The sequence below is a fragment of the Bordetella genomosp. 7 genome, assembly GCF_002261415.1.
In the GTDB taxonomy this organism is placed as follows: domain Bacteria; phylum Pseudomonadota; class Gammaproteobacteria; order Burkholderiales; family Burkholderiaceae_B; genus Bordetella_A.
Genome location: NZ_NEVI01000014.1, coordinates 406,248 through 425,728 on the forward strand (window position 1 = coordinate 406,248; position 19,481 = coordinate 425,728).

Genomic DNA, 19,481 nt, shown 5'->3' on the forward strand with positions numbered 1-19,481 from the left:
GCTCTACATACTGGGTACCCTCGACGCACTGCGTACCCAACTTCAGGGCGCCGCCCGCCAGTTCTTCACATCATGCCGCCCTTCCGGACCTCCGCCCCCACCCACCCGGCCTCCGTGCCCAGCACGGCTGGACGCCGCTACATGCTGCTTTCGGGCGCCGACGATCGCATACGGGTTGCCATCCTCGACGACCATCCCGTCATCACGCTGGGGGTGGCCGCCTACCTCAGGTCACAACCCGATTTCGACATCGTGCACACCGAGACTTCGTCGGAAGCCCTTCTGGACAAGCTGGCGCGCCAGCCGTGCGATATCGCCATCGTCGATTTCTACCTGCCTCGACAGGCCTGGGACGGCGTGGACTTCATACGCAGGCTCAGGCGCCACTACCCCAAGATGGCCATCATCACCTTTTCGGCCGGCGCGCCGGCCGAAACGGAATATGCCGCCTTTCGCGCGGGCGCCCACGGATACTTGCCCAAAACCGCATCCCTGCCCGTGCTGATTGACGTCTTGCGTGCCGCCTGTAACCAGCATGGCCGTGGTTTCATCACCTACCGAAATGGCGAACTGCTCACGACGGCTCCCGCGCACCCGGACACCCGCCTCACGGCGGCGGAAATCGAAGTGCTGCGCCAGATCGCGCAAGGGCTGTCCGTTACACAGATCGCCGCCCGCCTGCTGCGCAGCAAGAAAACCATCAGCACGCACAAGCGTCGCTCAATGAAAAAACTCGGGCTGGCCGACGACCTGGCCTTGGCGCTGTACCTGAAAGAAAAATTCGACCAGCAGGCAGGCCCTTGACACCATGGTGCATATCGACACGGTCTTGTCGCTGTACCCCGATGCGTCCATCAGGCGCCGGCTGCTCGAAGAAGCGCTTGCGCATCTTCATGACGATCTCGCCACGTTGCGGGTGGCCGTCACGGCGGGCGACTTCCGCCAAGCGCGGCAACAGGCTCACCGCGCGAAAGGTACGGTGAGCTTTCTCGGACATGTCCATGCCTTGCCGGCTTTCGACCGGCTTGCGGCCGCGCTCGATACGGAAAACGCCGGGGCCGTCGGCCCATCCTACGCACGCGTCGAAGCGCTATTGCTCGAGTTAGAAATCCGGCTGCGCCAACATCTGGCTGCGCTTTGAACGCGAATCGGATGCGCAAACAAAAAACCCTCGCGAACGAGGGTTTTTCGAGAGCGATGCCGATCAGAGAACGCGGATCTTGGTGGCCTGAGGCCCCTTGGCGCCCTGCGACTGAACATAGCTGACGCGCTGGTTTTCTTCCAACGACTTGTAGCCGTTACTTTCGATTTCCGAGAAATGGGCGAACAAATCTTTGCCGCCGTTCTCGGGCATGATGAAGCCAAAGCCCTTGTCTGCGTTAAACCATTTCACGATGCCGGTTTCCATAGTGCTTCCTTAAGTAAACAACACACGAGCAAATGCTCGAAAAGACGATCAAGGAAGGACTGTGGACAATGATGGCGCGTCAGACGCGCATGACCGCACTACGATCACAACACTTGAGAATCAGGCCCACTATGGGCGGCATGTGCAGTTAAGTCAACCACCGTTTCAAATGAGCCGCTCCAGGCAACAAACCAAGGGTGACAACCCCTTTATGCATCACCAGGGGCAGCCGCAATACACGGCAGGCAAACAGCAAAAAGCCGCAGCAGCAAATAGCTGCGCGGCTCAAGTAATTCTGGTAGGCGGTATTGGAATCGAACCAACGACCTCTACGATGTCAACGTAGCGCTCTAACCATCTGAGCTAACCGCCTGCAAAGAAGCGAGATTATATACACATACTATTCGCCGCGCAAGCGATCGTCGGCCCGCCGCACAGCCGCGCAGAGTTCGCGAATTTTGGCCGGCGATTTTTCGCCGGGCGCGGTTTCGACTCCGCTGCTGACATCGACCGCCCACGGCCGATTGACCGAAATGGCCTGCTCCACGTTGGCGGCATTCAGCCCGCCGGACAGGATCACCGGACGCGCCGCGGCGTCGGCCCGCACAGCGGCCAGCAAGCTGTGGTCGAAAGCCTGGCCGCTGCCGCCGTAACCGGCGCTGTAACTGTCGAACAGCCAGCCGGCCGCCCCGTCGAAGGCACGGCATGCATCGGCCAGCGTTTGTGGAGCATCCAGGCCTGGAGCGCCGGCGCGGAAGGCCCGCAGGTAGCGGGTTCCATACCGGGCACAGTCAGCGGCGGTTTCGTCGCCATGAAACTGCAACAGATCGGGCCCGACTTCATCCAGCACGGCGCGGATCTCGGCCTGGCTGGCGTTGACAAACAAGGCCACCACATCGACAAAGGCGGGAACCGTGCGGCGCAGCTGCGCCGCGCGCGCCGGCGACACATACCGCTTGCTTGGCGGGTAAAACACGAAGCCGATCGCGTCCGCCCCGGCCTGCACGGCCGAGGCGATGTCTGCTTCGCGGGTCAACCCGCAGATCTTGACGCGAGTACGCATGGATTGCTGCTTACTTGAACGCGGCTGCCGGATCGGCGGCTTCGTTGCCGTAGATACCGGTGCCATACGTGGTTTCGATTTCGATCTTCACCGTGTCGGGGTCGACGGTAGACATGCCGGATTTGTAATGCATGACCATGCCGGGGAAAATCATCACCGCCGCCACCATGATCAGCTGGATCACGATGAACGGCACAGAACCCCAGTATATCTGCCCCGTGGTCACCGGTTCGATCATCTGGCCGGTTACCTTGTCCTTGTAGCGATCCTTGGCGGCCACGGATCGCAGGTAGAACAAGGCAAAACCGAACGGCGGATGCATGAACGACGTCTGCATGTTCACGGCCAGGAGGATGCCGAACCAGATCAGGTCGATGCCCATCTTGTCGGCCACCGGCCCCAGCAGCGGCACGATGATGAACGCCAGCTCGAAGAAGTCCAGGAAGAAGGCCAGCACGAACGTCAGGACGCTGACGACGATCAGGAAGCCCCATTGGCCGCCCGGGACGCTGGTAAGCAGGTGCTCGACCCACAGGTCGCCGCTGACGCCGCGGAAGGTCAGGCCGAACACGGTCGAGCCAACCAGGATGAACACCACGAAGCACGACAGCTTGGTGGTGGTATCCATGGCCTGGCGCAACAGGTCCAGCGTCAGGCGGCGGCGGATCAAGGCCATGATGATGGCGCCCACGGCACCCATCGCTCCTCCTTCGGTGGGCGTGGCCACGCCGATGAAGATGGTGCCCAGCACCAGGAAGATAAGAAACAGCGGCGGGATCATCACGAAGGTGACGCGCTCGGCCAGGGCCGACAGCACGCGCAGCTTGAACACCCTGTTGATGATGGCGATCACAAAAGCAGTCAGGCCCCACAGCAGCAGGCTGAGCACCACCTTTTCGTCGACCGGAGCGTCGGCCTTTTCGAGCCATTGCGTCAACAGATACGCGGATACGGCCGAAATTCCCATCAATACCAGCAACGAGCGGCCGCCGCGCGAGCCGTTGGGCTCGCGGAACGCGCGTGCCTCTTCGGGCAGGGCCGGAGCCGCCGACGGCTTGATGATGGCTATCAGCACGACATACAGAATGTAGGAGCCGGCCAGCAGGAATCCCGGCACCATGGCGGCGCGATACATGTCGCCAATGGACCGGCCCAGCTGGTCGGCCAGGATGATCAGCACCAGCGAGGGCGGAATGATCTGCGACAAGGTGCCCGAGGCGGCAATGACGCCTGTGGCCAGCCGCCTGTCATAGCCGTAGCGCAGCATGATGGGCAATGAAATCAGGCCCATGGAGATCACCGAGGCCGACACCACGCCGGTGGTGGCGGCCAGCATGGCGCCCACCACCACCACCGCGATGGCCAGGCCGCCGCGCAACGGGCCGAATACCTGCCCGATGGTTTCCAGGAGGTCTTCGGCCATGCCCGATCGCTCGAGCACCAGGCCCATCAGGGTGAAGAACGGCACCGCGAGCAAGGTGTCGTTGGACACGATGCCGAACACCCGCTGCGGCAATGCCTGGAACAGCGAAGCGTTGAACAGGCCCAGCTCCATGCCGACCAGGCCATACAGGATGCCGTTGGCGGCCAGGGCAAACGCCACCGGAAAGCCCAGCAGCAGGAACAGCACCAGCGTGCCGAACATGATCGGCGCCAGATTTGCGATGAGAAACTCCATGATCAGCGGTCCCTGTTTTGTTGTTGCAGGGCCGCTTCGCGCGCCTGCGCTTCACGGGCGATTTCTTCGGCCAGCAGTTCCTCGGCTGACTTGCCTTCGGCACGGGCGAGCGGATCAGGCCCCTGGCCGCGCAGGTATGCCACGCACTTGATCAGGCGCGAGATGCCGGCCAGCACCAGCAGCGCAAACCCCACCGGTATCATCAACTTGACCGGCCAGCGCACCAGGCCGCCGGAGTTCGACGACTGCTCGTTCGAAATGTACGAATCCATGAACATGGGCCACGACAAATACATAATCAGGATGGCCATCGGCAGCAGGAAAAACAGTACGCCGAAGATTTCGATGTAGATCTGCGTCCGCCGGGACAGCCGCGACGACAGGATGTCGACGCGCACGTGTTCGTTCTTGAGCAGGGTGTAGCCAGCCGTCAGCAGGAACATGGCGCCAAACATGTACCACTGCAGTTCCAGCCAGGCGTTCGAGCTGGTCTCGAACACTTTGCGGACCACCGCGTTGCCGGCGCTGACCAGCACCACCAGCAGCGTGATCCATGTCACGGCTTGGCCAACCCGCAGATTCAGCGCGTCAATGGCGCGCGATATAGCGAGTAATGCTTTCATGATGGGAAAAATATCCGGAAAGGGAAAATACCTTGCGCCGGGTGCGGCGCAGGCGTGAGCATGCGTGGTCTACGGGGTGTCCGGGTTATGCCACGGGCATGCGGCGCCTTGGCGACGCCGGCTTGTGACAAGCGCTGCGGCAGGCGGAATCGGGCGATTTTACCCCCGGCCCGCCCCGCCGCCCCGAAACCCCAAGCCGCTGCCGACTTACTGGCCCCGGTTGATCGTGCCCATGAAGCCGTCGAAACTGCCCTCGGCCAGACGGAACCACGGGATTTCGTTATTGCGGAAGGCCACCATGTCGTCATAGACCTTCTTGAACATGGGGTCTTTCGCGGAGAACTCGTTGTACACCTTCACGGCCTCGGCATAGCAGGCATCCATGACGGCCTTGGGAAAAGCCTTGAGCTCGGCGCCCTGCGACACCAAGCGGCGCAAAGCGGCCGGGTTCTCAGCATCGTACTTGGCGATCATGTCGTTGGTGGCCGTGGCGGCCGCCTGCGCCAGCACCGACTGGTAATGCTTGGGCAGTTGGTTATACACGTCCTGGTTGACGTACAGCGACACCTGCAGCGTGCCTTCCCACCAACCCGGGAAGTAGTAGTGCTTGGCCACCTTGTGAAAGCCCAGCTTCTCATCATCGTACGGGCCGATCCATTCGGCGGCGTCGATGGTGCCCTTTTCGAGCGACGGGTAGATGTCGCCGCCGGCAATCTGCTGCGGCACGACGCCCAGGCGCGACAGGACGGCGCCGGCGAAAGCGCTGGCACGGAACTTCAGCCCCTTGAGGTCATCGACGGTCTTGATTTCGTTGCGGAACCAGCCGCCCATCTGCGTGCCGGTGTAACCGCAGGGGAAATTGACGATGTTGTACTTCTGGAAGAGCTCGCGCGTGAGCTTCAGGCCATTGCCGTGGCGCATCCACGCGTTCATCTGACGCGTGTTCAGGCCAAAAGGCACCGCACCGTCAAAGCACAGCGCGGGGTCTTTGCCGAAATAGTAGTACGAGGCAGTGTGCCCGCATTCGATCGTATTGTTCTGTACGGCATCCAGCACCTGCAGGGCGGGCACAATTTCGCCCGCCGGGAAAGCGCGGATGTTGAATTTGCCGTCCGTGGCCTCGGAGACATACTTCGCCAGGTTTTCGCCGCCCGAATAAATAGCGTCGGCGCTGCGCGGAAAGCTTGATGCCAGCCGCCAGTTCAGCGTGGGCGATTCTTGCGCCACCACCGGAGCGGCAAGCGCGGCGCCGCCAGCTGCGGCGCCCAATGTGGCCTTTTTGAGGAACGAACGACGATGCATTACAGAAGTCTCCTGGTTGGGATCAATATGCAAGCGCGTACCGTTCGTGTGAAACGGCCGCGAAACGGCGCCGGTATAGGGCGCCAATTTTTTCGCTCGCAATAATATAGCGATTCCAGGAAGTTGCCTGCCTGCTGATTACCCTTAAGAAAATGTAATTCGGGGCATCAATTGGCTGCTGCCGTCGGTGTCGTTCAAGCTGTATTCAGGCGGATATTCGATCGCGGTCAGGTATAGGCCGTCGGGCGCGAAAGTGGCCGCGCCGCAGCGCCGGTCGCGCGCGGCAAGCAAGGCCGACATCCACGCCACTGCCTGCCGCCCCTGCCCGACCTGCAACAGTGCGCCGAGCAGGTTGCGCACCATGTGATGCAGGAAAGCATTGGCGCGCAACCTGAACACAAGGAAAGGCCCGCACTCTTCGATAGCCAGCTCGTGCAGCGTGCGTACGGGATGACGCGCCTGGCACTGCGAGGATCGAAAGCTGGAAAAATCGTGCTCGCCCAGCAGAAGCGCCGCAGCCTGGCGCATGGCTTGCACATCCAGGGGCTGGAAGCACCAGCCCGCACGGCCGGCCCATAGCGGTGGGCGAACCCGTCCGCGCCACAGCAGATAGTGATAAGTTCTGGACCGCGCGGAGAACCGCGCATGGAATGTGTCGGACACGGGTTGCGCCCACAGCACCGAGATACTGGGCGGCAGGAAGGCGTTGACGCCCCGCACCCACGACTCGGCGCGCCGCTGCAAGCTTGTGTCCAGATGCACCACCTGCATGGCGGCGTGCACGCCCGTATCTGTGCGGCCCGCGCAAATCGTGGCCAAGCGGCCGTCTATGCCCGCGAACCGGCCCAGCGCCGCTTCAAGCGTGTCCTGCACAGTCTGCCTGTGCGGCTGGGTCTGCCAACCTTGCCAACCCGACCCGTCATAGGCCAGGCCCAGTGCAACGCGGGGCACGGACTCAGGCCCGTCCGCCAGGACGCGGCTCGTCGGTGGGGGGCTGGTCGAGGTCGAGGTTGATGCTATTGAGTTTGCGGTTCAGGGCTTCGGTGTCGAGCGCCTCACCGTAGGTGGCCTCGTCTTCATCGGCGCGGCGCGCGCCGGCGCGCCGCAGCACCCATGCCACGATCAGCACGATGATGGCCAGCGCCGCGGTCACCACGACAAGCAGATTGTTTGCCAACCAGCCGGGCATCGAATCCATGGCGGCTTCCTTTTCGTTGTTGCTGGCCGCATCCGCAGCGCTGCGGGCCGTAGATTGTGTACCCGGCGTGACGGCAGCGCCGTCGGCGCCCGCCACACCGGAAGTGCCTGCCGCACCGGGAGTGCCTGCTGCACCGGGAGCGCCTGCCGCACCGGGAGCGCCTGCTGCACCGGGAGCGCCTGCCGCACCGGGAGTGCCTGCCGCACCGGGTGCGCCTGCCGCACCGGGTGCGCCTGCTGCACCAGGAGTGCCTGCCGCACCAGGAGCGCCTGCTGCACCGGGAGTGCCTGCTGCACCAGGAGCGCCTGCTGCACCAGGAGTGCCTGCCGCACCGGGAGCGCCTGCTGCACCGGGAGCGCCTGCCGCACCGGGAGCGCCTGCCGCACCGGGAGCGCCTGCCGCACCGGGTGCGCCTGCTGCACCAGGAGTGCCTGCCGCACCGGGAGCGCCTGCCGCACCGGGAGCGCCTGCCGCACCGGGTGCGCCTGCTGCACCCGGGCCACCTGCTGTGCCGGCGCTGCCTGCCGCAGCCGAGGAGCCGGCATTGCCGGGTGCCTGGCCGGGCGTGCCCACGGCATTGCCGTCGGTATTGCTGCCCAGCGCCTGGTTCAGGGCATCGACGTTACCTTGCAACGTCTGCACGCGCTGCTCGGTATCCTGCATGGCGCGATCGGCCGAAACACGCGTATCCGCCTGCGCGTCGGGCGAGTCGGCAGCACTGACGCGCAGGCGGTCCTGCGGCGCCGAGGCTGTACTGGCCTGGCCCGCCCGCGCCTCGCTTACCTGCCCCGCTGCCGCGCTGCCACTGGCGGCAGCCGCCGCACTGCCGGCGGCGTCGGCCGCGGCGCGACCGCGATAGCGGTCGAAGGCTTCAAGGTGCTGGGCGTAGATGCGGCGCGCTTCGGCCGGGTCAATGGCGCGAACGGTCGCAGCGTCCGGGATGGACAGCGTTTCGCCTGCGCGCACCAGATTCATGTTGTTCTGAATAAACGCGTGTGGATTGGCACGCCACAAGGCAACCAGCATCTGGTACATGCTGGCGTCCGGCACCGCATTGCGGCGAGCAATGCGAAACAGATTGTCGCCGCGGCGTACCGATACTGAACCCGCGGCCGCCCGCTCGGCGGTCGCCGCCCCTACACGTGGCGACTGTACGCCGGGCGCGGCGCCGCGCTGCGGCACCAGAATGGTGACCTGTATTTGTCGCTGGCCCAGGCTGGACTGCAAGTCGAGCAGCAGATCGACCGCGGACGTTGCCAGCGGCTGCGATGATGTGATGCTGATGTTCCGGGCGGCTTGGCGTTGCACGTCACGAATGGTGACCTGCATGGTGTCCAGCGGCACGGGCGGTTGCAGCCCGGCCCGACGCCAGGCGTCCGCATCGGCCACCCTGACTTGCAGCGAGGCCGCCTCTTCGGGAGTCAGGCCGTCCAAGGGAATTACCACTTGCAAAGGTGCTCCCGGAGCCGACACCACCCGGGAATGCCCGACAGTGGCCGCCTGCGTCATGGGGACAACTGATGCACCCAGCGCCAAGGCCACGGCCCAGTTCAGGGCTTTGAGACGGCAAGTGTGGGAAACGCGGCGCGAACGCGAGGTCATGGTGTGGAATCCTGCAGAACGAATCGTTTTACCGGCCTATGCTGGGCGAAAGTGTAATGGATGGACTCTGATTCACAAATCGCATCCCGCTCTTGCGTAAGGATAAAAGGCAAAGGCACCCGCAGGTGCCTTTGCCAGGCCCGAAAGGCCATGAGTGCAACCGCAAGCCGGTGAATCAGGCTTCGGCCAGCGCAATGCGCAACATGCGCCGCAACGGCTCGGCGGCGCCCCACAAGAGCTGGTCGCCCACCGTGAAAGCGCCCAGGTACTGGGGCCCCATCGACAGCTTGCGCAGGCGCCCGACCGGAATATCCAGGGTGCCCGTCACGGCCACCGGCGTCAGCGCACGCATGGTGTCTTCTTTGGTGTTGGGCACGACCTTGGCCCATTGGGTACCCTGCGCGATAAGCGCTTCGATCTCGTCGAGCGGGATGTCGCGCTTGAGCTTGATGGTCAGCGCCTGGCTGTGGCAGCGCATGGCGCCGATGCGCACGCAGAATCCGTCGATAGGCGTGGCTGGCGTGCCAAAGCTCTGCCCGCGACCGAGAATCTTGTTGGTTTCAGCTTCGGCCTTCCATTCTTCGCGCGACATACCGTCGCCCAGGTCCTTGTCGATCCAGGGGATGAGGTTGCCGCCCAGGGGCACGCCAAAGTTTTCTTGCGGCAGCGCCGGGTCTTGTTGCGCCTGGAGCACGGCACGATCGATTTCCAGGATCGCCGAGGCCGGATCGTCGAGCAGAGGCTTGACCGCCTGGTTGAGCAGCCCGAACTGGGTGAGAAGTTCGCGCATGTGCTGCGCGCCGCCGCCGGAAGCCGCCTGGTAGGTCATGGATGTCATCCATTCGACCAGGTCGTTATTGAAGAGCCCTGCCAGGCCCATGAGCATGCAGCTGACCGTGCAGTTGCCCCCGACGAAATTGCGTACGCCGCGCTTGAGCGCCGCGTCGATAACCGGCCGGTTGACCGGGTCGAGGACGATGATGGCGTCGTCTTTCATGCGCAGCGTGCTGGCCGCGTCGATCCAGATGCCCGTCCAGCCCGCCGCGCGCAGCTTGGGGAATACCTCGGTGGTGTAGTCGCCGCCCTGCGCCGTGACGATGATGGGCAGTTTCTTCAGAGCATCGATGTCGTAGGCGTCTTGCAGCGGGCCGGCGCCATCGGCCCAGGCGGGCGCAGCGCCACCGGCGTTGCTGGTGGAAAAGAAAACGGGGTCGATCAGGGCGAAGTCGTTTTCGTCACGCATGCGTTGCATGAGAACGGAACCGACCATGCCGCGCCAGCCGACCAGGCCTACTGCTTGCGTCATGTTCAATGCTCTTGGAAAAATGGATAAAAAAGCCGGTTATCCCGACAATTTATCAGAATGCCGGGCAGAAATGTTGCACTGCAGGGCAAAAGGGGCCTGCGGGAGCCCCCGCCCCTGCCGTCCGAAAGCGGCTGCCGTGCAGCCGGCGCGAGCCCTGCGTCCCGGGCGGAACCGCAACGCAGGGATGCTCGCTGGCGCTGCGTCAGCGCAACGCCTTGAGCACGGCGTCGCCCATTTGCGACGTAGACACCTTGGTGGTGCCCGGCTCGTGGATGTCTGCCGTGCGCAGGCCATCGGCCAGCACGGTGCGCACGGCCGCTTCGACGCGATCGGCCTGCGAAGCCAGGTTCAGCGAGTAGCGCAGCAACATGGCCGCGGACAATATCGTGGCAAGCGGATTGGCAATGCCCTGCCCCGCGATGTCTGGCGCGGACCCGTGGCTGGGCTCGTACAGGCCCTGGCCCGACGCGTTCAGCGAAGCCGATGGCAGCATGCCGATCGATCCGGTAAGCATGGCCGCTTCGTCGGACAGGATGTCGCCGAACAGGTTGCCCGTAACGATGACGTCGAACTGGCGCGGGTTGCGAACCAGTTGCATGGCGGCGTTGTCGACATACATGTGCGACAGTTCGACATCGGGATAATCGCGCGCCACCTCGATGACGATGTCGCGCCAGAATTGCGAAGTCTCCAGCACATTGGCTTTGTCGACGCTGCACAGTTTTTTGCCGCGCTTGCGCGCCGACTCGAAGCCGATGCGGGCGATGCGCCGAACCTCTGTATCGGCGTAGCGCATCGTGTCGAAGCCTTCCCGCTCGCCCGCAAAAGGGCCGTCCGCCGCGGCGCGCACGCCGCGCGGCGTACCGAAATAGATGTCGCCGGTGAGTTCGCGGATGATCAGGATGTCCAGCCCGGCAACAATTTCGGGCTTCAGCGACGAAGCGCTGGCCAGTTCGGGATACAGAATGGCCGGGCGCAGGTTGGCAAACAGCCCCAGCGCCTTGCGCAGGCCCAGGATGGCCTGCTCGGGACGATGCTCGCGCGGCAGGCTGTCGTATTTCCAGTCGCCAACCGCGCCAAACAGCACGGCGTGCGAGTTGCGGGCCAGATCCAGCGTGGCCTGCGGCAGCGGATGACCCGCCTGGTCGTAGGCCGCGCCGCCCACCGGCGCCTGTTGTATTTCGAGCGGCAAGCCGAGCGCGCCCAGCACACGTACGGCCTGCTCCACTATTTCGGGGCCGATGCCGTCGCCGGGCAACACTGCGATGTTGTGCGTCATGAAAAGAACCTATCGATAAATAAAGAATCAGTGCAGGGCAGCAGGCGCCCCGCGCCGCTCATGCGCGGCGCGGGTACGCGCTCAGCCCAGCGGCCGGCTTTCGAGCCAGGGATGGCGCGCCAGGCGCTCGGCCTCGAAGGCGCGGATCTTGTCGGAATGGCGCAGCGTCAGCCCGATGTCGTCAAAGCCGTTCAACAGGCAATACTTGCGAAACGGCTCGATATCGAAATGCATGGCGCGGCCTTCAGGCGTGACCACGACCTGCTGGTCGAGATCGATACGCAATTTGTAGCCCGAGAACGCCCTGACTTCGTCGAACAGGCGCGCCACTTCGAGCTCGGACAACACAATGGGCAAGAGCCCGTTCTTGAAGCTGTTGTTGAAGAAAATGTCGGCGTACGACGGCGCGATGATGGCGCGAAAGCCGTACTGCGTCAGCGCCCAGGGCGCATGCTCGCGGCTGGATCCGCAGCCGAAATTCTTGCGGGCCAGCAGCACCGACGCCCCTTGGTAGCGCGGCTGGTTCAGCACGAAATCGGGGTTGAGCGGGCGCTTGCTGTTGTCCATGCCGGGCTCGCCGTGATCCAGATAGCGCAGCTCGTCGAACAAGTTGGGGCCGAAGCCGGTGCGCTTGATCGATTTCAGGAACTGTTTCGGAATGATGAGGTCGGTGTCGACGTTCTCGCGGTCGAGCGGCGCGACCAGGCCTTCGTGAGTGGTAAATGCTTGCATGAGAGTCGCTCTTTAGCGGAAGTTGCGTACGTCGACAAAATGGCCCGCCACCGCGGCGGCGGCGGCCATGGCCGGGCTGACCAGATGCGTGCGCCCGCCTTGCCCCTGACGCCCTTCGAAATTGCGGTTCGACGTCGAGGCGCAGCGTTCGCCGGGTTCGAGGCGGTCGGCGTTCATGGCCAGGCACATGGAACAGCCGGGTTCACGCCATTCGAAGCCGGCTTCGATGAAGATCTTGTCCAGCCCTTCGCGTTCGGCCTGCTGCTTGACCAGGCCAGAACCGGGCACGACCATCGCCTGGCGCACGTTGGCGGCCACGCGCTTGCCGCGCGCCACGGCGGCCGCGGCGCGCAGGTCTTCGATGCGCGAATTGGTGCACGAGCCGATGAACACGCGGTCGATGCGGATATCCGTCAGCGGCGTGTTGGGCTTGAGCCCCATGTATTGCAGCGCGCGCTCCATACCGTTGCGGCGCACGTCGTCTTTCTCGCGATCGGGATCGGGCACGCGCGCATCCACGGGCAACACCATTTCAGGCGATGTGCCCCACGAGACCTGCGGCTTGATGTCCTGGGCGTTGATTTCGACGACGCGGTCAAAGCTGGCGCCCGGGTCGGTGTGCAAGGTGCGCCAGTACGCGACGGCCTGGTCCCACAGCGCGCCGGTGGGGGCGAACGGACGGCCACGGAAATACTCGATGGTCTTGTCGTCCACTGCCACCATGCCCGAGCGCGCGCCCGCCTCGATCGCCATATTGCAGACGGTCATGCGGCCCTCGACCGACAGGCCCCGGATAGTGCTGCCGGCAAATTCGATGGCGTGGCCCGTGCCGCCCGCCGTGCCGATGACGCCGATGATGTGCAGCACCACGTCTTTGGCCGTACAGCCGAAGGGCAGCTCGCCTTCGACCTTGATGAGCATGCTCTTGGCCTTTTTCATCAGCAAGGTCTGCGTGGCCAGCACGTGCTCGACCTCGGAAGTGCCGATGCCGAAAGCCAGCGCGCCCAGCGCTCCGTGCGTGCTGGTGTGCGAATCGCCACAGACGACGGTCATGCCGGGCAGCGTGGCGCCCTGCTCGGGCCCGATGACGTGCACGATGCCCTGGCGCAGGTCGGCCATGCGGAATTCGGTGATGCCGTATTTATCGCAGTTGGCATCCAGCGTATCGACCTGCAGGCGCGACACCGGGTCGTCGATGCCGCGTGCGCGGTTCAGCGTGGGAACGTTGTGATCGGCCACCGCCAGGTTGGCACTGACGCGCCAGGGCTTGCGTCCGGCCATGCTCAGGCCTTCGAAGGCCTGCGGACTGGTGACTTCGTGCAGCAGATGGCGATCGATGTACAGCAAACAGGTGCCGTCGGATTCCTGGTGGACGACGTGGGCGTCCCAGAGTTTGTCGTAGAGAGTTTGGGCCATGAGTAGACTCGAGCAAGATCCGGACGAGCCGGACGGGGACATCGAAAATCGATGCCCTCGATTATGCCCATGCTCTCAACCTAGTACAACGGCAGCTGTTATCCTAGTATTGGTAGCACCACCCTGCTGCTACCTGGCTTTGCCGCCCGCCTGCTCATACAGCGGCATCACACGTTGCGCCGCTGCTTGCAGTTCGGAAATGCGTGTGGCGGCCGACGGGTGCGTGGACAGGAATTCCGGCGGCGCGCTGCCGCCGTCGGCCGCGCCCATCTTCTGCCACAGCGTCACCGCCGCACGGGGGTCGTAGCCCGCACGGGCGGCCAGTTCCAAGCCCATCAGGTCGGCCTCGGTTTCGTGCGTACGACTGTTGGGCAGCGTGAACATCACGTCGGTAAGCTTGCTGCCCAGGTCGGCGGACACGCCCGTTGCGATGGACAGGACCGAAAGGCCCAGGTTGGTAACCATCTGCTGTGATACGCGTTCGCGCGCATGCTCGCGCAGCGCATGGGCGATTTCGTGGCCCAGCACCGCGGCCAGTTCGGCGTCGCTGGGTTTGATCTGGTTGAGCAGACCGGTGTACACGGCAATCTTGCCGCCCGGCATGCACCAGGCATTGACTTCATTGACCGACAGGACGTGCACTTCCCATTGCCAGTTTGCAGCGTCGGGGCGGAAGGTGCCTACCTGGGCGATGAGCCGCTTGGAAATTTCGCGCACGCGGGCAACCTGCCGGGCGTCGCGATCCAGCGCCCCCTGTGCGCGAGCCTTCTGGATGATCTCGGCATACTGCTGCCCTGCTTCCTGGGTCAGGGCCTGTTCGGGCACCATGCTGGACATGTACTGGGTACGCTCGATGCCGATGGCGCCCGATTGCGTGGTATTGACACTGGCGCACCCTGCAAGGGCGATGCCGCCGGCCACTGCCGCCGCACGCAGCGGCCTGCGCAAAACTGTTCGAATTCCCGCGTTCATGCACACCTCCGGAACGTTTTTCGGCTCAGCCGCACTGCCCCCGATGACGCAGTGCGTGGTCGATAAGGACGAGCGCCAGCATGGCCTCGGCAATAGGCGTGGCGCGTATGCCCACGCACGGGTCGTGGCGGCCCAGCGTCTGCACCATGATGGGCTCGCCGGCCCGATTGACCGAGCGCCGCTCGACCCGGATGCTGGACGTGGGCTTGATGGCCAGCGACACCGTAATGGGCTGGCCGGTGCTGATGCCGCCCAGCACCCCGCCCGCATTGTTTCCCACAAAACCATCAGGCGTGATCTCGTCGCCGTGCTCGGAGCCGCGCTGCGCAACGCAATCGAACCCCGCACCGATGGACACGCCCTTGACGGCGTTCAGCCCCATCATGACATGCGCGATGTCGGCGTCCAGGCGGTCGTACAGGGGCTCGCCCCAGCCCGCAGGCAGGTTTTCGGCGATGACTTCGATGCGCGCACCCACTGAATCGCCGTCGCGGCGCAGCTGGTCCATGTAGGCTTCGAGCTCGGGCACGATGGCGGCATTGGGCGCATAGAACGGATTGGCCGGCACGTCATCCCAGGACACAAAGGGAATCGGAATGGGCCCCAGCTGGCTCATATAGCCCCGTATCCGCACCCCGTACTGTTGCGCGAGCCATTTCCGGGCGATGGCGCCGGCAGCCACCGTGGGCGCCGTAAGACGGGCCGATGACCGACCGCCTCCGCGCGGATCGCGCAGGCCGTACTTGTGTGTATAGGTGAAATCGGCGTGTCCGGGGCGGAAGGTATCGGCGATGTTCGAATAGTCTTTGCTGCGCGCGTCGGTATTGCGGATAAGCAGCGCAATAGGCGTACCGGTGGTCACCCCTTCGTAGACTCCCGAAAGGATCTCGACCTGGTCGGGTTCCTGGCGCTGCGTCACGTGTCGCGATGTGCCGGGCCGGCGACGGTCGAGCTCGGCCTGGATGTCAGCCGCTTCCAGGGGCATGCCCGGCGGGCAGCCATCGACAATGCAGCCGATGGCGGGCCCGTGCGATTCGCCAAAATTGGTGACGCAGAACAGAGTACCTAGGGTGTTGCCGGACATAAACGGTTCAGAAAGGCGTTGGAAGCAGATGCGATTATGACACTGACCGGCGCGGCGCCCGCTACCAAACGTAGCGTGCGCGTGCCGCTCAGGAAGAACAGCTGACTTCGATGCCGCCGGCCCAGTCGGGCGGCAGCCCTGCGTAGGCCTCGTATCCGGGGCGTTCGACGCAGGGGTCGCGCAACAGGCGCAGCAAAGTGTCGATCTCGCCGGCGTCACCGGCCTTGGCGGCGCGGATCGCCTGCTCGGCCAGGTGATTGCGAAGCACATAAAGCGGGTTTACGGCATCCATGCCGCGCGCGCGCTGCTCGGCGTCGGCCGGGCCGGCATCCTGCGCATGGCGCGCCGCCAGCCGTTCGTACCAGGCCAGGGCAGCGGCGCGATCGATGAACAGGTCCTGGAACCCCTGTGGCCGCCCGCGTACCGCGTCGGCCAGCCGGCGGAACGTCAAGGTGAAGTCGGCGCGCTGCTCGTGCATCAGGCGCAGCAGGTCGTCAAGCAGCGGCTCGTCGTCCGCGCGCCAGGCGTTCAGGCCGAGCTTGGCCGCCATGCGCTGGTGGAACGCCCGCGTGAAAGCGGCTTCATAACCGTCCAGCACACCGCGCAGCGCGTCCGCGTCCGGAACCAGCGCATGCAGGCTTCCCCCCAGCCGATACAGGTTCCACAACCCTACCGACGGCTGGCGGTTCCATGCGTAGCGCCCTTCGCTGTCGGAGTGGTTGCAGATATGGTCGAGCCGGAACGTATCCATGAAGCCGTAAGGGCCGTAGTCGAGCGTCAGGCCCAGTATCGACATATTGTCGGTATTCATGACACCGTGGCAGAACCCCACGGCCTGCCAGTCGGCCATCAACAGGGCGGTGCGGCGCACGACCTCTTCGAACATGCGCAGCACGGGGCCCGTGGCGCTGGCGTCGCCGCCCGCTGGCGTTTCACGGCATTGCGGATAGAACTTGTCGATGACGTAGTCGGCCAGGATGCGCAGCTCTTCGGGCTGGCGCCGGGACGACCAATGCTCGAACGACCCGAAGCGCACAAAGCTGGGCGACATGCGCAGCACGATGGCGGCCGTCTCGACGGTTTCGCGCATGACCGGGTCTGCAGAAACCACGATGGCAAGGGCCCGCGTGGTGGGAATGCCCAGCCCGTGCATGGCCTCGCTGGCCAGGTACTCGCGCACCGACGAACGCAGCACCGCCCGTCCATCGCCCATGCGCGAGTACGGCGTCATGCCCGCCCCCTTGAGCTGCAATTCCCAGTTGCCATGCGGGCCGGCGACCTCGCCAAGCAAGTGAGCACGCCCGTCGCCGAGCTGGCCGGCCCACACGCCGAACTGGTGACCGCTGTACACCGCTGCCAGGGTATCGCCGCCGGGCAACGCCTGCGCCCCCGCGCACACCCGCAGGAACTCATCGGACTGCAGCGCCTGGCTCGACAGCCCTATCAGCCTGGCCGCCTCTTCGTTGGCGTGCAACAGGCGGGGGTCCGTCAGGGGTTGCGGTTGCAGGCGGGTATAGAACGCCGGCGGCAGGGCCGCATAGCTGTTCTGCAGGCGCAGTTCGCCCAGGGTATGGACAAGGCTCATGATGTACCTGCCGTGCGCCGCGCCCGTGCCGCCCGCTTGGCCGGACGCACGTACAAAATGGCTGCGATGAAAAACACCAGCGACAATGCGACTTCGACGCCCGCAAGCGCCATCGACAGCGGCGCCGGGTCGGACATCACGCGCACTGTGCCTTCCATCAGGTACAACAGCACCAGCATCGAGGCCCACTGGAAGGTATACACGTCGCCTCGCAGGACGCCTCGCAGCGGAAACGCCAGCGGCAGCGCTTTGAGCAACAGCCAGGAACCGCCGGGACGGATGGGCGCGAGGACGGTTTCCCAGGCCACGCACAAGGCAATCAGGGCCAGCAGCGCCGCCGCCGCGACGCGTCGCAGATGGGGGTTGAGTTCAGAGTTCATACTGCTATTATCGCCTGATGAGCCACTCTGCCGAGCCCGCCCCCGCTCAGCCGGCGGCGGCCGCTGTCTCCCGTCGGCGCGCCACCTGGGTGGCGCGCACCGGCAGGGTGTTTCGTTTCGCCGCGCAGCGCGCCGACGAAGAAAAGCTCCTGCAGGTGGCCTCCAGCCTTACATTCACCACCGTGCTGGGTATCGTCCCCATGCTGGCCGTGGTGTTGTCGTTGTTCACCGCCTTCCCCGTATTCCAGGATTTCCGCCTCGCCCTGGAGGATTTCCTGGCAAACAGTCTGATGCCGCCGGCGGTATCAGACAACATCATGGATTACCTCAACCAGTTCGCCTTCCAGGCCTCGCGCCTGACGGCGATAGGCGGCGCATTCCTGGTGGTCACATCGCTGCTGCTGATCATGACCATCGACAAGTCATTCAACGATATCTGGCACGTGACGCGCCAACGCCCCCTGCCCCAGCGCGCGCTGGTGTATTGGGCGGTCATTACGCTGGGGCCGGTCGTGGCGGGGGCCAGCCTTTGGGCCACGTCGTTCCTGGCTCGCGAATCGATGGGCCTGGTGGGCGACGTTCCGGAACTGCTCAGCCTGGCCATTTCCTTTGCCCCGCTGATGCTGACCGGCCTGGGCTTCGCGGCGCTTTTCGTGGTGGTGCCCAATCGCCACGTGTATTGGCGCGACGCGCTGGTCGGCGGATTCAGTGCGGCCATCGTCCTGGAGTTGACCAAGGCGGCGTTCGCCTATTACCTGACGCGCTTTCCCACGTACACGGTCATCTATGGCGCCTTCGCCACGCTGCCCATTTTCCTGCTGTGGATTTACCTGTCGTGGCTGGCCGTGCTGTTCGGGGCCACGGTGGCTGCCAGCGGGCCGCTGATAAGGCTGGGCCGCTGGGAAATAAACCGGGCGCCCGGCGCACCCTATATCGACGCGCTGGCGGTGCTGCGCTCGCTGCAGGCCGCGCAGGGCATGCGCCCCCCCGGCCGCAGTGCCGCAAGCCTGGCCAAGCGGCTGCACCTGCACCATGATGAACTCAACGATGTGCTGGACAAGCTCGAAACCGTGGGCCTGGCCGCCCGCACGACGGAACAACGCTGGGTATTGGCGTGCGATCCGCGCGAAACTACGCTAGAAGTCGTGGTGGACAATTTTCTGCTCGACAGGCGCCAGCCGCGCCTGCGCGACGAACCCGGAATCCTGCGTGCGGCCGCAGCCATATTGGGCAGCCAGCCCTCGCCCACGCTGGAAGAACTGACCGGCGTGGCGCACAATACCACCGAAGCATTTGCGGCCGTGGTGCCGCTCGAGACGAAAATAAGCAGCAAGAGGGGGCCGCGGGCCCCGGGAGATCATCATGTTGAAAGTCAGTGAAATTCTGCGCGTCAAGGGCGACACGCTTTATACCGCCAAACCCGACACACCCGTGGCGACCGCCGTCCAGACCATGAGCGAGCAGGATATCGGCTCGCTGGTCATCATGGAATCCGGCATGCTGGTCGGCATGCTGACCTTCCGCGAAATCATCCGCCACCTGCACGATCACGACGGCCAACTCGGGCAGACCACCATACGCGCCATCATGGACGACGCGCCCGTCAGCGTATCGCCCAATACCAGCGCCGACGAAGTGCAGCGCCTGATGCTCGAAAAACACGCGCGCTATATCCCGGTAATGGATGGCCCCACGCTCCTGGGCGTGATTTCGTTCTACGACATGGCGCAGGCCATCGTGGCCGCGCAACAGTTCGAGAACAATATGCTCAAGGCCTATATCCGCGACTGGCCCATGGACAGCTCGCCCGCCAACAGCAGCAGCAAGCCCTGAAGATACAGGGGCCAGAGCCC

Annotated in this window: 19 protein-coding genes and 1 tRNA gene; 4 read left to right on the top strand and 16 right to left on the bottom strand. The window is 64.4% G+C overall.

Features of this window, described 5'->3' with window-relative positions; all coding sequences use genetic code 11:
* Positions 1-72 precede the first annotated feature (72 nt).
* A complete protein-coding gene (locus CAL18_RS08860) occupies positions 73-804 on the top strand; it encodes a response regulator transcription factor (protein WP_249276285.1) in 732 nt (243 codons plus the stop codon).
* Positions 805-808: 4 nt separating this feature from the next.
* Positions 809-1,141, top strand: a complete 333-nt coding sequence (locus CAL18_RS08865; RefSeq protein WP_094796714.1) for a hypothetical protein — start codon at positions 809-811, stop codon at positions 1,139-1,141.
* Positions 1,142-1,204: 63 nt separating this feature from the next.
* Here CAL18_RS08865 and CAL18_RS08870 read toward each other — a convergent pair whose 3' ends face one another.
* The 16 genes from CAL18_RS08870 to CAL18_RS08945 all read right to left on the bottom strand — a co-directional run bounded on the left by CAL18_RS08870 (position 1,205) and on the right by CAL18_RS08945 (position 17,628).
* Positions 1,205-1,408 carry a cold-shock protein gene (locus tag CAL18_RS08870; RefSeq protein ID WP_026641194.1) on the bottom strand — a complete coding sequence of 68 codons (204 nt, stop codon included), beginning with the start codon at positions 1,406-1,408 and terminating at the stop codon, positions 1,205-1,207.
* A gap of 296 nt (positions 1,409-1,704) precedes the next feature.
* Positions 1,705-1,781: transfer RNA gene (locus CAL18_RS08875), tRNA-Val, on the bottom strand.
* Positions 1,782-1,808: 27 nt separating this feature from the next.
* Entirely contained in the window at positions 1,809-2,471 is a 663-nt protein-coding gene (locus CAL18_RS08880) for a phosphoribosylanthranilate isomerase (RefSeq protein WP_249276286.1), read from the bottom strand.
* Between the two features lie 10 nt (positions 2,472-2,481).
* Positions 2,482-4,149 (bottom strand): TRAP transporter large permease, encoded by a 1,668-nt coding sequence (locus CAL18_RS08885; RefSeq protein ID WP_094817700.1) that lies wholly within the window; start codon positions 4,147-4,149, stop codon positions 2,482-2,484.
* 2 nt (positions 4,150-4,151) lie between these two features.
* Positions 4,152-4,772 (bottom strand): TRAP transporter small permease subunit, encoded by a 621-nt coding sequence (locus tag CAL18_RS08890; protein WP_026641197.1) that lies wholly within the window; start codon positions 4,770-4,772, stop codon positions 4,152-4,154.
* Positions 4,773-4,979: 207 nt separating this feature from the next.
* A complete protein-coding gene (locus CAL18_RS08895; protein ID WP_026641198.1) occupies positions 4,980-6,074 on the bottom strand; it encodes a TRAP transporter substrate-binding protein in 1,095 nt (364 codons plus the stop codon).
* Between the two features lie 144 nt (positions 6,075-6,218).
* Positions 6,219-7,025 carry a tRNA pseudouridine(38-40) synthase TruA gene (gene truA / locus CAL18_RS08900; RefSeq protein ID WP_026641199.1) on the bottom strand — a complete coding sequence of 269 codons (807 nt, stop codon included), beginning with the start codon at positions 7,023-7,025 and terminating at the stop codon, positions 6,219-6,221.
* 4 nt (positions 7,026-7,029) lie between these two features.
* On the bottom strand, positions 7,030-8,874 hold the full coding sequence (locus CAL18_RS08905) for a type IV pilus assembly protein FimV (protein WP_094817701.1): 1,845 nt from the start codon (positions 8,872-8,874) through the stop codon (positions 7,030-7,032).
* A 175-nt stretch (positions 8,875-9,049) separates the two neighbouring features.
* Positions 9,050-10,180, bottom strand: a complete 1,131-nt coding sequence (asd, locus tag CAL18_RS08910; protein ID WP_094817722.1) for an aspartate-semialdehyde dehydrogenase — start codon at positions 10,178-10,180, stop codon at positions 9,050-9,052.
* A 202-nt stretch (positions 10,181-10,382) separates the two neighbouring features.
* Complete coding sequence (gene leuB, locus CAL18_RS08915; protein WP_026641201.1) at positions 10,383-11,459, bottom strand: 3-isopropylmalate dehydrogenase; 1,077 nt, start codon at positions 11,457-11,459, stop codon at positions 10,383-10,385.
* A gap of 81 nt (positions 11,460-11,540) precedes the next feature.
* Complete coding sequence (leuD, locus tag CAL18_RS08920; protein ID WP_026641202.1) at positions 11,541-12,191, bottom strand: 3-isopropylmalate dehydratase small subunit; 651 nt, start codon at positions 12,189-12,191, stop codon at positions 11,541-11,543.
* A gap of 12 nt (positions 12,192-12,203) precedes the next feature.
* On the bottom strand, positions 12,204-13,607 hold the full coding sequence (gene leuC, locus CAL18_RS08925) for a 3-isopropylmalate dehydratase large subunit (RefSeq protein WP_026641203.1): 1,404 nt from the start codon (positions 13,605-13,607) through the stop codon (positions 12,204-12,206).
* 129 nt (positions 13,608-13,736) lie between these two features.
* Entirely contained in the window at positions 13,737-14,579 is an 843-nt protein-coding gene (locus tag CAL18_RS08930; RefSeq protein WP_419670217.1) for a M48 family metallopeptidase, read from the bottom strand.
* Between the two features lie 25 nt (positions 14,580-14,604).
* Entirely contained in the window at positions 14,605-15,663 is a 1,059-nt protein-coding gene (gene aroC / locus CAL18_RS08935; RefSeq protein ID WP_026641205.1) for a chorismate synthase, read from the bottom strand.
* An 88-nt stretch (positions 15,664-15,751) separates the two neighbouring features.
* Positions 15,752-17,248 (bottom strand): protein adenylyltransferase SelO, encoded by a 1,497-nt coding sequence (locus CAL18_RS08940; RefSeq protein WP_094796720.1) that lies wholly within the window; start codon positions 17,246-17,248, stop codon positions 15,752-15,754.
* A complete protein-coding gene (locus CAL18_RS08945) occupies positions 17,245-17,628 on the bottom strand; it encodes a DUF2069 domain-containing protein (RefSeq protein ID WP_026641207.1) in 384 nt (127 codons plus the stop codon). The genes CAL18_RS08940 and CAL18_RS08945 overlap by 4 nt, the downstream gene beginning before the upstream one ends.
* Before the next feature lie 17 nt (positions 17,629-17,645).
* Here CAL18_RS08945 and CAL18_RS08950 point away from each other — a divergent pair, with 17 nt between their 5' ends.
* On the top strand, positions 17,646-19,007 hold the full coding sequence (locus CAL18_RS08950; RefSeq protein WP_026641208.1) for a YihY family inner membrane protein: 1,362 nt from the start codon (positions 17,646-17,648) through the stop codon (positions 19,005-19,007).
* Positions 18,991-19,461 (top strand): CBS domain-containing protein, encoded by a 471-nt coding sequence (locus CAL18_RS08955; protein ID WP_026641260.1) that lies wholly within the window; start codon positions 18,991-18,993, stop codon positions 19,459-19,461. The genes CAL18_RS08950 and CAL18_RS08955 overlap by 17 nt, the downstream gene beginning before the upstream one ends.
* Positions 19,462-19,481 lie beyond the last annotated feature (20 nt).

Bases quoted from the DNA above. Each gene is read 5' to 3' on its own strand.
- CAL18_RS08860 (WP_249276285.1), top strand. From the start codon at position 73: ATGCCGCCCTTCCGGACCTCCGCCCCCACCCACCCGGCCTCCGTGCCC.
- CAL18_RS08865 (WP_094796714.1), top strand. From the start codon at position 809: ATGGTGCATATCGACACGGTCTTGTCGCTGTACCCCGATGCGTCCATC.
- CAL18_RS08870 (WP_026641194.1), bottom strand. From the start codon at position 1,408: ATGGAAACCGGCATCGTGAAATGGTTTAACGCAGACAAGGGCTTTGGC.
- CAL18_RS08880 (WP_249276286.1), bottom strand. From the start codon at position 2,471: ATGCGTACTCGCGTCAAGATCTGCGGGTTGACCCGCGAAGCAGACATC.
- CAL18_RS08885 (WP_094817700.1), bottom strand. From the start codon at position 4,149: ATGGAGTTTCTCATCGCAAATCTGGCGCCGATCATGTTCGGCACGCTG.
- CAL18_RS08890 (WP_026641197.1), bottom strand. From the start codon at position 4,772: ATGAAAGCATTACTCGCTATATCGCGCGCCATTGACGCGCTGAATCTG.
- CAL18_RS08895 (WP_026641198.1), bottom strand. From the start codon at position 6,074: ATGCATCGTCGTTCGTTCCTCAAAAAGGCCACATTGGGCGCCGCAGCT.
- CAL18_RS08905 (WP_094817701.1), bottom strand. From the start codon at position 8,874: ATGACCTCGCGTTCGCGCCGCGTTTCCCACACTTGCCGTCTCAAAGCC.
- asd (WP_094817722.1), bottom strand. From the start codon at position 10,180: ATGACGCAAGCAGTAGGCCTGGTCGGCTGGCGCGGCATGGTCGGTTCC.
- leuB (WP_026641201.1), bottom strand. From the start codon at position 11,459: ATGACGCACAACATCGCAGTGTTGCCCGGCGACGGCATCGGCCCCGAA.
- leuD (WP_026641202.1), bottom strand. From the start codon at position 12,191: ATGCAAGCATTTACCACTCACGAAGGCCTGGTCGCGCCGCTCGACCGC.
- leuC (WP_026641203.1), bottom strand. From the start codon at position 13,607: ATGGCCCAAACTCTCTACGACAAACTCTGGGACGCCCACGTCGTCCAC.
- CAL18_RS08930 (WP_419670217.1), bottom strand. From the start codon at position 14,579: ATGAACGCGGGAATTCGAACAGTTTTGCGCAGGCCGCTGCGTGCGGCG.
- aroC (WP_026641205.1), bottom strand. From the start codon at position 15,663: ATGTCCGGCAACACCCTAGGTACTCTGTTCTGCGTCACCAATTTTGGC.
- CAL18_RS08940 (WP_094796720.1), bottom strand. From the start codon at position 17,248: ATGAGCCTTGTCCATACCCTGGGCGAACTGCGCCTGCAGAACAGCTAT.
- CAL18_RS08945 (WP_026641207.1), bottom strand. From the start codon at position 17,628: ATGAACTCTGAACTCAACCCCCATCTGCGACGCGTCGCGGCGGCGGCG.
- CAL18_RS08950 (WP_026641208.1), top strand. From the start codon at position 17,646: ATGAGCCACTCTGCCGAGCCCGCCCCCGCTCAGCCGGCGGCGGCCGCT.
- CAL18_RS08955 (WP_026641260.1), top strand. From the start codon at position 18,991: ATGTTGAAAGTCAGTGAAATTCTGCGCGTCAAGGGCGACACGCTTTAT.